A 13,679-nucleotide genomic window follows, 5' to 3' on the forward strand; every position below is an offset into this window, starting at 1 on the left:
CAGTACGTTACCCTTCGGTCTGGAGATTTCGGTGGAGCATATTGATCATATCCTTGTCGTCGATGACGACAGGGATATTCGTGAACTGATTATCGACTATCTCGTTAAGTCCGGTTATCGCGCCTCTGGCGCGGCAAACGGCAAAGAGATGCGCGTCGTGCTGGACAAGCAGCATATCGACCTGGTGGTGCTGGACGTTATGATGCCCGGCGACGACGGGCTTACGCTGTGCCGGCAATTACGCGTCGGGAAATATAAAGATCTGCCCATCCTGATGCTGACGGCGCGCAACGAGGAGACGGACAGGATCCTGGGTCTGGAAATGGGAGCCGACGATTACGTCGTAAAGCCTTTCGTCGCGCGAGAATTGCTGGCGCGTATCAAAGCGATTTTACGCCGTTTTCGCACGATGCCGCCCAATTTACAGGTGACGGAAGCAGGGCGGCTGGTGACGTTCGGCGAATGGCAGCTCGATACCGTTGCCCGCCACCTGATCGACCCGGAAGGGGTGATTGTGGCGCTCAGCGGGGCGGAGTATCGCCTGCTGCGCGTTTTCCTTGACCACCCGCAGCGGGTGCTGACCCGCGATCAGCTGCTCAACCTGACGCAGGGGCGTGACGCCGAGCTGTTTGAACGCTCAATCGACCTGCTGGTTAGCCGGGTTCGCCAGCGTCTGAATGAAGATGCCCGCACGCCCGCGTATATCAAAACCGTGCGCAGCGAGGGCTATGTGTTTACCATGCCGGTCACCATCAAAGAGGCTAACGAATGACGCTCTGGCCTCGCTCGCTGCTGGCCCGCTTGCTGATCGTCGTGCTGCCCGGCCTGTTGCTCGCCAATGCCCTGAGCCTGACGCTGGTCATGATAGAGCGAATGCACAGCGCCCGAACGGTGATGCTCGGTAATCTGGAATACGATGTCGCGACCAGCGTGGCTATTTTAGACCGCTTACCCGCCAGCGAGCGCGCGGCCTGGTTGCCGCGCCTTGAACGGGGTAACTACCGCTATATTCTGGGGCCGGGAGATCCTGGCAACGCGCCGACGGACAAGCGCTCCCGGGACGCCATCCGAACCTTAAAAGCGACGCTAGCGGAACAGTACCCGCTCAGCTTCACCGCCGTTCCCGGCGCCATTTCACATATCCAGGCGCATCTCACGCTACATGATGGCGCGCCGCTGACCATTGACCTGATCCCACGGATGCCGCCGGTCGCCAGCTGGCTGCCCGTTGTTCTTATTCTGCAGCTGCTCGTGCTGGCTGCCTGCTCCTGGATCGCCGTACGCCAGGTGATACGGCCTTTTTCACAGTTTACCCGCGCGGTAGACTCCCTGGACCCGGCCGCCAACACGCCAATGACGGAAAAGGGGCCAGTCGAGGTGCAGCGGGCAGCACATGCCTTCAACGCGATGCAGGCGCGCATTCAGTCCTATCTCAGGGAGCGGACGCAGATCCTGGCATCCATATCGCACGATCTCCAGACGCCCATTACCCGCATGAAGCTTCGTGTTGAAATGGCGGATCAGCCTGACCTGCGCGACAAGCTCTTAAACGACCTTGATAACATGTCGCGTCTGGTGCGGGAGGGTATTGCGTATGCCCGGTCATCAGAATCACTGGAAGAGACCTCGCTGAAGCTGGAGTTGAACGCCTGGATAAACAGCATCGCCTGCGATTATCAGGACATCGGTAAAAACGTGCAGTTTCAGGCAGGCGAAAACCGTTTGCCCATCGTCACGCGTCCACAGGCGCTGCGCCGGGTGATGACCAACCTGCTGGATAACGCCCTGAAATTTGGCGACTATGCCACCATTAGCATTGATGACTCGGTTGCCGGAGAGGTGGTGATTCACATCATAGACGGCGGGCCGGGGATACCGGATGCCGAGCTGGAGGCGGTATTACAGCCGTTTTATCGGGTAGAAACATCACGCAACCGCGACACCGGCGGGACAGGGCTCGGCCTGGCGATCGCAGCGCAGCTCACCGCTCAGCTGGACGGAAAGCTAAAGCTGGCGAACCGCGCAGAGGGCGGGCTGGACGTTTCGATTACTCTCCCGCGCCTTTAATTGTACGGTTCTGTATCTCCCCGCGTGGCCGATACAGAGCCAGACAAAAACCCACGCTTTTACACATATCCTGAACACATCCGCACGATGAAATAGCCTCACTGCAGCGTCGCAGGACTTGTATTGTGAGGTATCTATGTTTCTGATAATTGCTTTCCTGGGCGGGATGATAAGCCTGCTCAGTCCATGTACGCTCCCGGTAATTCCTCTCCTGTTCGCCGGTTTTCAGGGGCAGCGGCGACATATTCTGGCGCTGCTCGCGGGGATGATCGTCATGTTCACCCTGGTGGCGATGGTCGTCACCGTCGCCAGCGAGTGGATAGCAGAGGCAACTATCGTCGGGCGCTGGATCGCGCTTATCGTCCTGGCCACGGCCGCGCTGGCCTTAATTTTTCCGGCCTGTGCCCAGCGTATCGCCGGGCCGGCAGTCAGCGCGGGAAATGTCCTCAACACCCGAAGTGGGCAAACGCGTGGTATGGCATCGGCTTTTCTGGCCGGGCTTGCCGTCGGGCTGCTCTGGTCTCCCTGCGCGGGACCGATTCTGGGCGCCATTTTCAGCATCAATATTGCCGGACACTCGGCCATTGCCACAGGAGCCTTGCTGGCCGCCTATGGTAGCGGCTGCGCGCTGATGCTGGGCCTGCTCGTTTTCGGAGGCCGCACGCTGATGGCGCCGCTGAGAGCAAGATCGGCGCTGATGGAAAAAATACGTCAGGGGGCAGGCGTGGCGATGTTAGCGGCCGTTGTCTTTAACGCAACGGGGATGACGTCTTTCCTGCAAGGCGCAAACGGCGTCGCGGATCGTCTTGAAACCGCGCTGCTGAATCTGGCAAAGCCCGCCGCGCAACCAGCGAAGCTTCAACCGGTCGTCATGACCGAGCCCAGCAGCCAGCTGCCTTCATTAAGCGGTGGAACAGGGTGGGTAAATGGTGACCCTGTCACGTCTGAATCACTGCGCGGGAAGGTGGTTCTGATCGATTTCTGGACCTGGGACTGCATTAACTGCCAGCATACGCTTCCGCACGTGCGCGACTGGGCAACAAAATACCAGTCTCAGGGCCTGGTCGTCATAGGGGTACACACGCCTGAATACCCATGGGAGAAACCGATCGCCTCGGTGAAAAACGCGGTAAATAAATGGCAGCTGCCGTACCGGGTTGTGACGGACAACAACTATCAGATCTGGAACGCTTTCGGCAACCAGTACTGGCCCGCGCACTACTATTTCGATGCTAAAGGTCAGCTACGCTATACCTCGTTTGGCGAAGGGAATTATGAGCAGCAGGAAAAGGTTATCCAGCATCTGCTCAAAGAGGCCCGTTCATAGCGCCGTTTAGGGCTGACGCTGGGCAACCATAAACAGTCGAGGAAAAGCCAGCAGTATCTGCCCGTTTTCCTGGAGCGGATACTGCTCTTCCAGCAGTTCATGGTAGCGTTTCAGGAAACGTTGCTGCTCGCTCTCGTTCAGTTTCTGGAGCCACGGACGCAAACCGGTCGCGCTGACCCAGTCAATAATGGCCTGGTGCGAACTCATTTTATGGAAATAGGTTGTCCGCCAGATATCCACATCGCAGCCGGCCTCCGATAAAATATCGTAATAGGCATGCACGCCAGGCAGCGGCTCGCGGCCACGGTCCGGGTAGCCTTGCTCCAGCGCCACTTCACGCATCGCCACATGCGTGGGTTCAAGCCAGTTGTCCGGCATCTGGATCGCCAGCACGCCATTGAGCGTGAGCAGTGACGCCAGATGCGGCAGGAGATCGTAATGGTCAGGTATCCACTGTAGGGATGCGTTCGCATAGATGAGGTTCAACGGCTGGCCTGGCCTGAACTGGCGGATATCGGCCTCAACGAACTGACAGTCGGGCAGTGCGCTGCGCGCCTCTTCCAGCATAGCCGGTGAGTTATCGACGCCGACAATCTGCGCTTTTGGCCAGCGATGCTGCAACAGCGCGGTGCTGTTTCCCGGCCCGCAGCCCAAATCGGCGATGGTGGCAACGTCACTCAGGGGAATTCTGGCAAGCAGCTCGGCGGCAGGGCGCGTTCGTTCAGCGCCGTATTGCAGATAAAGCGAAGGGTTCCAGTCGGCCATCTTCAGATCTCCGTTTTGCGTGTTTCAGCAAGGATAGCACAGGCCGACACCTGCACCGGGACAGGCGTCGGACGAGCGGCAGGTTACAGAATGCCTTTCAGTGCAATATGGTAGAGCAGCATGATGGTTTTTCCGTCGACGATTTTGCCCGTATCAATTCCCCGCAAGGCCTCTTCAAAGGGCATTTCCAGCACGTCGATATCTTCTCCCTCCGCTTTGATACCGCCGCCTGCGCTGGTTTTGTCCTTCGGCTGATACTCGGCAAGATAGAAATAGAGTTTCTCCGTGACGGAGCCTGGGCTCATGTAGGCTTCAAAGATTTTCTGCACGCTCGACACGTTAAACCCGGTCTCTTCTTCCGCCTCTGCTTTAATGCGGCTTTCCGGATCCATGTTATCAAGCAGGCCGGCCGCTGCCTCAATCAGATTGTCCTCATGGCCATTAATAAAGACCGGGAAGCGGAACTGGCGGGTCAGAATCACCGTTTTTTGGTCACGGTTGTAGAGCAGGATCGTGGCGCCGTTCCCCCGGTCATAAACTTCACGCGTTTGCCGCTGCCATTCGCCATCGCGTCTTTGCAGGTCAAAGGTATATTTTTTAAGTAAGTACCAGTTATCGGACAGGGTTTCACTGTCAATGATGCGCACATCTGCACGTTTTGATTGCACGTTTCGTCCTCCTTACGTAGAGTAACTATCAATATCAGCATTATCGTGCATTTTCAAGATTAAACATGCAACATCAGGAATACATCATGCTCACCAGTCAGCGAAAACAGTTGATCCTTGAAAAGCTCGGCGCCGAAGGACAGGTTCAGTCAAAAGCACTTAGCGTTCTCTTCGACGTCTCTGAAGACACCATCCGACGCGATTTGCGCGAGCTGGCGGCAGAAGGGCGTTTACAGCGGGTTCACGGCGGCGCGCTGCCGTCGTCTTCCGCTACTGTGCCTTTCGCGGAACGACAGTCCGTTAAAATGGATGCCAAAAGAAAGGTGGCGCAGAAGGGGGCGCAGCTGATTTTTTCGGGCCAGGTGGTGATCGTTGACGGTGGAACGACCACTTCAGAATTGATCGCTTTTTTACCGCGTGACCTGCGTATTACCGTGGTGACGCACAGTCCGAGCATTGCCCTGGGGCTTGTTAATCATCCTTCCATCGAGGTGATTCTGATCGGCGGCCGTTTGTATAAACACTCGATTGTCGCCGTCGGCGCGACGGCCATCGAAGGTATCGAAAACATTCATGCGGATCTGTTCTTTATGGGCGTGACCGGTATCCATCCGGAAGCAGGGCTGACGACCGGAGATTTCGAAGAGGCGTGCATCAAACGTGCATTTTCCGGCAGAGCCGCCGAGACGGTTGTCCTGGCGTCGCCGGAAAAAATAAATACGGCGTCATCATTTGTTATTGGCGATGTGGCGCTGGCGAATACGATTGTCGTCGAAGGCGATACCGACCGCGGCTGGGTCAATGCGGTATCGGAAAAAGGGGTATCGGTCGTGTTGGCCTGAGCGTGAGCCAGCCAGAAAACTGGCTGGCGCGGGTACTCGCAAGCGAGTGAAATTAAGTTATCTTTCTTCGGGGGCATGGCATACCGCTTCGATATTATGACCATCAGGCGCAATGACAAATGCGGCATAGTAATTTTTACCGTAGGAGCGCAATCCCGGTGCGCCATTGTCGCGTCCGCCTGCGCGCAGCGCGGCATGGTAAAAGTCATCAACCTGCTGGCGTGTCGTGGCCACAAAGGCCAGATGAAGCGGAGCGGGTTTATCATTCGACTGAAAAAGGCAAAGAGAAACATCGCCGGAACTCATTTCGACGCCATAGTCAGGAGAGCCTTCATCGACGAGTTCGACACCGAGCGGTTGAAGCGACATGAGGAAGAAGGTTTTACTTTTCTCATAATCGCTGACGCCGAATTTTACATGATCAAACATTATGGACTCCTCAAAAGTGATGGTGAAATGAGAAGTATAGAAAGAGAGTGGAGTCCAATACGATCAAGGGGTTGTGAATGTGACCGATATCAATACTCGCTACAAAGCAGACCGTTTACTCCCTACGAATGTCCAACGCAGATAATCATAGAGCCAGTTAAAAAGCATCGTGTATGGCAGGAAAAACAGTACAAGGCCAATCTCAACAAAAAATGCCTCCGCGATCGTCAAATTCAGCATGAACATGGCCACAGGGATTAAGGAGATGATAAGGCCCGTTTCAAACCCAACTGCATGGATGGCGCGAACGAGAAACGTTCGTTGGAACTGATGTTTTTTCTGCAGGGCGTCAAAGAGCTTATTGAAGACAAAATTCCAGACCGTTGCGGTAAGTGCAGATATCACCGACAACGAACCCGACTGGAGTACCGAAACGTTCATCAGCCACGCAAGAGACAGAGCGATGATAACGTTGGCAGTCACTTCAAAAATGACAGCGTGGAAAATCCTTTCTTTGAAGCTTTTATTAAGTTCGATTTCCATAAGTCTACAGCAGCGGTGGTCAAAGCCAGGAGTATATCAAACGTCTTTTAACATTGGATAAACGTAGAAGTTGGGATTTCACAAACTATCAATGCCCAGGGGAATCACGACCGTAGGAAGGCAGATTTTGACTGGCATTACGTTGGTGCGCATAATGTATATTATGTTAAATAAGAATGTTGCCGTACCTCAGGAGGTATCCCTCCTCAGTCTTGAGGATTCACCGTTGGCCACGCAGTTTGTATGTAAAACCCACTGACGATTACGCCCATCTGTGAAAAAAACTCATAACACCATTCGATGGCGCATGCTGGTTCCCTTCATGTCAGTGCAATACCCTTTCACATACAGAATTGCTGGCAATAAAAGAAGGAACACAGAATGAAGTATGTGAATCTGGGTCGTAGCGGTTTGCAAGTCTCCCGTCTTTGTCTCGGTTGTATGAGCTATGGTGAACCTGAACGCTTGCCTCAACCCTGGTCCCTGGATGAAAAGGCGTCACGTCCGCTCATTCGTCAGGCGCTTGAAGCGGGCATTAATTTTTTTGATACCGCGAATATCTACTCGGGCGGAAGTTCTGAAGAGATCACTGGAAAAGCGCTGAGAGAAATGGCCAGACGCGATGAGATCGTTGTGGCGACAAAGACCTTCTTTCCGTGGCGCAACTCACCCAATACCGGGTTTCTTTCCCGAGTGGATGGACTTGTGAAAAAAATTCAGCAACGGATTAGCCCTGGTCGGTCTATGGTGTATATCATTTCCGTATCAACGCATTCGGGCCTTAACGCACAAGGAAAACGATTCTGTATGCAAATAAGCAGAGCTGATGTCGCCGATCTCATTTATTTCATGGCTATTGCCCGCCATCGCAGTTTCAGCCGTGCGGCGATTGAATTAGGTGTCAGTGCATCAGCGCTTAGTCATGCCCTGAAGGGACTGGAAACCCGGCTCGGGGTTCGCCTGCTTAATCGCACGACCAAGAGCGTTACCCCTACGGCTGCAGGTGAAGAACTGGTTCAGTCTGTCCTTCAGCCTTTCGACAAGATAGAAGGCGCGCTTGAATCGCTTAACCGGTATCGTTATACGCCTACCGGGCGTATCCGCATCAATGCAGCCGTTGAAGCGGCCAATCTTTTGCTTGCACCGGTTATGCCCGCGTTTATGGATCGCTATCCCGATATTGAAATCGATATTGTGGCCAGCAACCGTATTGTTGACGTCACTGATGCGGGCTTCGATGCCGGTATCCGCTATGGTGGCACCGTCCCGGAAGACATGGTTGCCCGGCGTTTATCTGCCGATATTCGCTGGGTTATCGCAGCCTCCCCCGACTACCTTGAACGCTACGGAACGCCTGAACATCCTGATGATTTATTACACCATCGCTGTATAAGCAATCGTCTCGGCGATGATCGGATTTATCGCTGGGAACTTGAGCGAGACGGCGAAACGTACCAAATCACTGTGCCTGGCTCAGTGACGGTCAACCAGGCTGAAACGGGTCTTGTGGCCGTATTAGGCGGGGCCGGCCTAATGTATTTTCCGGAGCCTCTTGTTGCACCCTATGTGAAGGATGGACGGCTCCGCCTGGTGCTTACGGAATGGTCCCCGCTGGAGGAAGGTTTTTATATCTATTATTCAAGCCGCCGGCAACTGCCGACCGGGCTTCGCCTTCTGATTGAGTTCATACAGGAGGCCAGGCCGCTGGGGTTGTGAAATAGCGCTTCCATACGGGACAATAGGATGCGGTATCGACGCGCTTCATTCTCCCCTTGCCGAAAAAAGTGGCCTGAGCCTTCAGCGTACAGCGCGGCACACCTCCAGCACCTTTTCTCTGAGCCAGCGATGCGCCGGGTCCTTTTCCATGCGCGGATGCCACATCTGTGACACCGTAATGCTCCGGGTTTTAAACGGCAATTCAAAGACGTGCACGCGCTCGGTCATCGGCTGATTGAGCAGATAGAGCGCCGGCACCATGGCAACGAGATCGGAGACCAGCGCCACCGATAACGCCGTCGGAAACCCTGGCACCACGCTGGCAATTTTGCGCTTCATCCCGCGTTCCGCCAGCGCCTCATCGACAAATCCGTGCAGGGAGCCTTCGGGCGAGGCCACCACGTGCCCCCAGGCGACATAATCCTCCAGGCTGACTGACGACAGCGAGGCCAGCGGATGCCCCTGGCGCACCGCGCCAACAAACCGGTCCTTAAAGAGCCGTTGCAGACGAATTTCAGGCCCCATATTGCTCTGCACGCCGATCTCCAGGTCAACCAGCCCCTCTCGCAGATAGCGCGACGTTTTCTCAGGTTTCGGCGAAAAGCGAATGCAGACGTCGGGCGCCACCGCCGCCACTGCGGCAATGAGCAGTGGCCCAAACGCCACCACAAAGCCGTCGTTGGCTCGGATGGTGAACAGGCGCTCCATACGCTCAACATTCAGCGTTTCCGTGGAGGGTTGCAGTACCGCCCTTGCCTCATGCACGGCACTTCTGGCCCGGTCCCGGGTGGCTTCGGCCCAGGGCGTCAGCACCATCTGCCGACCGGCCCGCACCAGGATAGGATCGCCTGTCACCTCCCGCAGCCTGCTCAGGGTGCGGCTCATGGCGGAGGTGCTCAGGTTTAAGCGCCGCGCCGCGCCAGCCACGCTGGCTTCGGCCAGCAGAACGTCGAGCGCAACCAGAAGGTTAAAGTCAGGATCGGACACGATGGCTCCTCAGATAAGGCGTCTTATGCAACGATAAAGTGCAAGTACTGCGTCTTCCGCCCTGTATACCTCATGATTATAGTTTCGTCATCACTATTCTTATGCGGAGTAACGACGATGACGCTCTTTTCAAACCAGCCCGGCGATGAAGGCTTACCCGGTCATGAACGCGCCCGGGTGATGGCCGCCGTCATGACCACCACGCTGATGGGCGTCTTTGACGGCACCATGATCAACATCGCGCTGCCCTCCATGGCAAGGGCGATGCAGGTCCCCGCGAACGTTGCGGTGTGGTTTGCCAACGGTTATCTACTATCGGCGGCAATGACGCTGGCCATCTTCGCGGCGCTGGCGGCGCGCGTGGGCTTTCGACGGGTTTTTCTTGCCGGGCTTGCCACCTTTACGCTCACCTCGCTCGGCTGCGCGCTGGCGAAAACGCCCGACATGCTGATCGGGATGCGTATTCTGCAGGGCATCGGCGGCGCGGCTACCCTGAGTATCGCCCCGGCGATCCTGCGTTCCGTTTTTCCGGGTCGACTGCTTGGCCGCATTCTGGGGCTGCACGCCCTGCTTATCGCCGCCAGCACGGCAATTGCCCCTGTGCTGGGCGGGACGATACTGGACGCGCTGAGCTGGCAGTGGCTGTTCGCCATTAACCTTGTTCCGGGCAGTATTGCCCTGTTGCTGGCATGGCGGGCGTTGCCGCGCCAGTCGGACGTTGACCGCTCCCCCTTTGATGCGCCGGGCGCCGCGCTCTCCGCCGTGCTGTTAGGTTCTGCAATCATGCTGGCCGACAGCCTTCAGCACATAACGCCAGGCATTAACCCGGCAGCCGCTGGCTGGGGGCTTCTCACGCTGGTCAGCGCTATCGCCTTCGTCTGGCGTATTCGGCGCGCGCGCAGTCCCATACTGCCGCCCGTTATGTTCAGAAACGGACGCTTCACCCTCGCCGCCCTGACCTCGCTGGCCTCGTTTGTCAGCCAGGGCATCACCTTTGTCGCGCTGCCGTTCCTCTTTCAGAGCGTGTATGGCTTCAGCCCGGTGGTTTCGGCGCTGCTGTTCACCCCGTGGCCAATGGGCATCGTGCTGATCGCACCGCACGCGGGGCGCTGGGCAGATACCCTTTCCGCGCCGCTGATCTCGACTATCGGCCTGATGATTTTTGTCGGTGGGCTGGTCCTGCTGGCGACGTTGCCGGAAAATCCGTCCGTATGGAATATCTGCCTGCGCAGTCTGGTTTGCGGGATTGGGTTTGGCTGCTTCCAGAGCCCCAATAACCGGGAGATGCTCGCTAACGTGGCGCGGGAATATGCCAGCTATGCCTCAGGGGTGTTGTCTATCGTCAGGACGTTCGGGCAATGTCTGGGGGCCGCCGCGGTGGGGGTGCTGCTTGCGACGACCGGATCAGACCACGATCGGGCCGTGCATCTGGCACTGTGGATCGCGGTCATCGCCTCGACGGGATCGGTTTTGTTTAGCCTGAGCAGGCTGCGCCCTGCGGTTCGGGCTTCAGCCTGAATCGCCCGGCGGCGCTACGTTTGTACGGTACAACGGCCGGGTAAGGCAAAGCTGCCACCCGGCATAAAAGACGACTCGTTCGTTTATTCCAGCGCCAGTAGCGCAAAGCTCGCCAGCCAGTGCCCGCCGCTGTAGTGGCTGCCCACTACGTGCCCGACGCTTGCCGCCAGGTGTTTTGCCATGGCATCACGCAAGGCCTGCTGGGCCGGGTGGTTTACCGGAAGCGCTCTGGCGATATGCTTCATACACCAGGCGCGGCTGAGGTTTAACCCATCCAGATGGGCAATTTTCGGGTCGGTACGGTCGCTCACTTCCGCCGGGTTCATCAGCGCCGCAATGGAGCCGATATTCGGCAGAAATGCGTCAAACCAGGCCGGGAAATTCTCTGCGACCTTGCTCATCAGCAGCGCTTCCGTCAGCGCACCAGAGATGTACTCATCGCCACCCGGCTCGTAATGGGCCGGGTAGCGCGTGTCGGCGAGATAAAACCGCTCCGCCGCCGTCACAATCGCCTGCTCAAGCGCGGTATCTTCCACGGCTCGGGCGTAGTCCAGCCCCAGCGCGAGGGCAAACGCCGTGTTGTAGTGCGTTCCGACGCGGATCGGATAGGTTAGCTTGCAGAGGTAATCCACCAGCCGGTTGCGAATATCCTGGGTGAGCGGCTCCAGCGTCTGGTACCAGACTGTGGCCTGCGGCAGCGACGATTGTTTCAGCTCCTGGGCCAGCGCCAGCAGCCATCCGTAGCCATACGGCCGCTCAAACGAGGCGCGGAACGGCGCGGTGAAATAGGCCAGCTCCTTCGCCACGTTCTCGTCGGTCAGATGCTCGTCGAAAAGCGCGACGATGTCATTCCGACACGGTAGATCAGGATAGAGGCGCACGCAGCGCAGCAGCAGCCAGTAGCCGTGCACGGCCGAGTGCCAGTCGAAACAGCCGTAGAAAATCGGGTGCAGCTCGCGAGGCGGCAGAACGTCACCGTCATCATTCAGCAGATGCATGATGTGGTTCGGGTATTCCTGGCGCAAATAGGTTAAAGGCAAGCGGGCAAACGCGTCAGCCTGATGTTGCGTCAATTCCATAACAGCTCCTTAGCGAAACACGAGGAAATACATGAGGAACACGTTCACCACCAGCAGGGTTAACGCGGTCGGGATCTGGATCTTGATCACCTGATATTTGTCTTTCAGCTCCAGCAGCGCGGCGGGAACGATATTGAAGTTCGCGGCCATCGGCGTCATCAGCGTGCCGCAGTAGCCCGCGTACATGCCGATCGCCAGCAGCGGCGCCGGGTTGCCGTGATGCACGTTAATCAGGAACGGCAAGGCGATCCCCGCGCTCAGCACCGGGAAGGCCGCAAAGGCGTTACCCATGATCATGGTAAACAGCGCCATCCCCACGCAGTAAATGACCACCAGCATGAAGCGGCTGTCCGGGTTCACGAACAGGCTCACCACCTTCTGCACCGAATCACCGGTATTGGCCGCCACAAACACGCCGCCGAGCATGGCCAGCATCTGCGGCAGGATCACCGCCCAGCCGATGGTATCGACAAGACGACGGGACTGGCGAATGGCGTGCAGCGGCGTGCCTTTGGTCAGCCACCAGCCGGTGAGGATCGCCGCGACGCAGGCCACGCACAGCGCCGCCAGAGTGAGCTGTTTCTGGTCGAGAAGATAAACACCGCCAATCGACACCCCCTTCAGGAACAGCGTCCCGATTACCGTCACCACCGGGATCATCAGCGCGGGCAGGAACAGCCAGTTTTTAAGGCGGTTTGACGAGGCAATGCGCTCCTCGTCGGAGGCCATTTTATAGTGGCCTTTCCCGACCAGGCCAAAACCCGCCAACAGCGCGATAGCGATAACGCAACCGCCAACGATCCGGTACGCCAGCGATTTGCCCAACTCCTGAACCATCAGGTCACCGAACAGGAAGATCCCGCCGAATAAAAACCAGAACAGCGCGGTGGTAAAACGCTTCGGATTAGCGCGGTCGCGCAGGGTCATGACAACCAGCAGCATCACAACAAAACCGATCAGGTAATACACGCGGTTAATGGTAATAAGCGTCATCATTGCGCGGCCCCCTGCGTACCCTGCTCTGCACGCCAGGCCATGACGTCGCGGCGGATGCTGGCATCCAGGCGCAGCAGGCGCGTCATATGAATAATCAATGCCGCAATGGCGGTGGGAATGGCCCACAGGCCGATGTGCAGCGGCTCGATCCCTTCGATCCCGTTTTCCTTCAGAAACGCGTCAATCAGCAGCACCGCACCGAAGGCGATAAAGATATCTTCCCCAAAGAAGACTGCGATGTTGTCGCACGCCGCGGCATGGGCCTTGATTTTGTCGCGAATGTGCTGCGGCAGTTCGCCGTATTCGTTCAGCGCTGCCCCTTCGGCCATCGGGGCCAGCAGCGGGCGTACCGTCTGGGCATGGCCGCCCAGCGACATCAGCCCCAGCGCGGCGGTGCCTTCACGCGCCACGAAGTAGAGCATCAGAATACGCGCCGAGGTGGCGCTGGCGATCTTCGCCACCCAGGCCTGGGCGCGCTCTTTAAGCCCGTAATATTCCAGCAGACCAATTACCGGCAGGATCAGGATGAAGGTCGCCAGCGATCGGCTATTGACGAACTTCTCGCCAAAGGTCTCCAGCAGCATCCCGAAATCCATCCCGACCAGCAGGCCCGTCGCCAGACCCGCCACCACGACGACCAGCAGCGGGTTGAAGCGCAGTGCAAAACCAATGACCACGATCGGTATCCCGATCAGCGGCAACAGCGTAGTACCGTCCATAACGTTTACCCTATCGAAAGTGA

General features: G+C 57.2%; 14 protein-coding genes and 1 pseudogene. 7 read left to right on the top strand and 8 right to left on the bottom strand.

Features of this window, described 5'->3' with window-relative positions:
- Positions 1-31 precede the first annotated feature (31 nt).
- The 3 genes from AC2FAJ_RS03050 (at position 32) to AC2FAJ_RS03060 (ending at position 3,394) form a co-directional block, all read left to right on the top strand.
- Entirely contained in the window at positions 32-772 is a 741-nt protein-coding gene (locus AC2FAJ_RS03050) for a response regulator (RefSeq protein WP_028013158.1), read from the top strand.
- Positions 769-2,067 (top strand): ATP-binding protein, encoded by a 1,299-nt coding sequence (locus tag AC2FAJ_RS03055; RefSeq protein ID WP_485453790.1) that lies wholly within the window; start codon positions 769-771, stop codon positions 2,065-2,067. The genes AC2FAJ_RS03050 and AC2FAJ_RS03055 overlap by 4 nt, the downstream gene beginning before the upstream one ends.
- Before the next feature lie 136 nt (positions 2,068-2,203).
- Positions 2,204-3,394, top strand: a complete 1,191-nt coding sequence (locus tag AC2FAJ_RS03060; protein WP_485453791.1) for a cytochrome c biogenesis protein/redoxin — start codon at positions 2,204-2,206, stop codon at positions 3,392-3,394.
- Between the two features lie 6 nt (positions 3,395-3,400).
- Here the strand turns inward: AC2FAJ_RS03060 and tam are convergent, their stop codons facing one another.
- Both tam and AC2FAJ_RS03070 read right to left on the bottom strand, forming a co-directional pair.
- The gene (tam, locus tag AC2FAJ_RS03065) at positions 3,401-4,159 is read right to left on the bottom strand and encodes a trans-aconitate 2-methyltransferase (protein ID WP_485453792.1); all 759 of its coding nucleotides are present in this window, start codon (positions 4,157-4,159) and stop codon (positions 3,401-3,403) included.
- Positions 4,160-4,242: 83 nt separating this feature from the next.
- Positions 4,243-4,827, bottom strand: coding sequence for an NUDIX hydrolase (locus AC2FAJ_RS03070; RefSeq protein ID WP_028013162.1), 585 nt, complete (start codon positions 4,825-4,827; stop codon positions 4,243-4,245).
- Between the two features lie 86 nt (positions 4,828-4,913).
- On the opposite strand from AC2FAJ_RS03070, the gene AC2FAJ_RS03075 reads away from it, so the two are divergent.
- Positions 4,914-5,669, top strand: a complete 756-nt coding sequence (locus tag AC2FAJ_RS03075) for a DeoR/GlpR family DNA-binding transcription regulator (protein ID WP_485453793.1) — start codon at positions 4,914-4,916, stop codon at positions 5,667-5,669.
- Positions 5,670-5,726: 57 nt separating this feature from the next.
- On the opposite strand, the gene AC2FAJ_RS03080 is transcribed toward AC2FAJ_RS03075, so the two are convergent.
- Positions 5,727-6,098, bottom strand: a complete 372-nt coding sequence (locus tag AC2FAJ_RS03080) for a VOC family protein (RefSeq protein ID WP_028013164.1) — start codon at positions 6,096-6,098, stop codon at positions 5,727-5,729.
- Between the two features lie 99 nt (positions 6,099-6,197).
- Positions 6,198-6,641 (bottom strand): PACE efflux transporter, encoded by a 444-nt coding sequence (locus tag AC2FAJ_RS03085; RefSeq protein WP_041909963.1) that lies wholly within the window; start codon positions 6,639-6,641, stop codon positions 6,198-6,200.
- A 381-nt stretch (positions 6,642-7,022) separates the two neighbouring features.
- Here AC2FAJ_RS03085 and AC2FAJ_RS03090 point away from each other — a divergent pair.
- A pseudogene (locus tag AC2FAJ_RS03090) lies at positions 7,023-7,289 on the top strand (aldo/keto reductase); the annotation flags it as partial.
- A 159-nt stretch (positions 7,290-7,448) separates the two neighbouring features.
- On the top strand, positions 7,449-8,357 hold the full coding sequence (locus AC2FAJ_RS03095; protein ID WP_485453987.1) for a LysR family transcriptional regulator: 909 nt from the start codon (positions 7,449-7,451) through the stop codon (positions 8,355-8,357).
- A gap of 81 nt (positions 8,358-8,438) precedes the next feature.
- Here the strand turns inward: AC2FAJ_RS03095 and AC2FAJ_RS03100 are convergent, their stop codons facing one another.
- The gene (locus AC2FAJ_RS03100) at positions 8,439-9,344 is read right to left on the bottom strand and encodes a LysR family transcriptional regulator (protein WP_485453794.1); all 906 of its coding nucleotides are present in this window, start codon (positions 9,342-9,344) and stop codon (positions 8,439-8,441) included.
- A 117-nt stretch (positions 9,345-9,461) separates the two neighbouring features.
- Between AC2FAJ_RS03100 and AC2FAJ_RS03105 the strand changes: the two genes are divergently transcribed.
- Entirely contained in the window at positions 9,462-10,862 is a 1,401-nt protein-coding gene (locus tag AC2FAJ_RS03105; RefSeq protein WP_485453795.1) for an MFS transporter, read from the top strand.
- A gap of 83 nt (positions 10,863-10,945) precedes the next feature.
- Here the strand turns inward: AC2FAJ_RS03105 and AC2FAJ_RS03110 are convergent, their stop codons facing one another.
- From AC2FAJ_RS03110 to AC2FAJ_RS03120, 3 genes are read right to left on the bottom strand one after another with little or no spacing between them, the layout of a single operon-like run.
- Positions 10,946-11,941: a DUF2891 domain-containing protein gene (locus AC2FAJ_RS03110; protein ID WP_485453796.1), complete on the bottom strand. Its 996-nt coding sequence runs from the start codon at positions 11,939-11,941 to the stop codon at positions 10,946-10,948.
- Between the two features lie 9 nt (positions 11,942-11,950).
- Entirely contained in the window at positions 11,951-12,937 is a 987-nt protein-coding gene (locus tag AC2FAJ_RS03115) for a DUF979 domain-containing protein (RefSeq protein WP_041909955.1), read from the bottom strand.
- Entirely contained in the window at positions 12,934-13,656 is a 723-nt protein-coding gene (locus tag AC2FAJ_RS03120; RefSeq protein ID WP_028013182.1) for a DUF969 domain-containing protein, read from the bottom strand. Before AC2FAJ_RS03120 ends, AC2FAJ_RS03115 begins: the two co-directional genes overlap by 4 nt.
- Positions 13,657-13,679: the final 23 nt, after the last annotated feature.

It is taken from the genome of Enterobacter cloacae complex sp. 385G4, assembly GCF_057320665.1.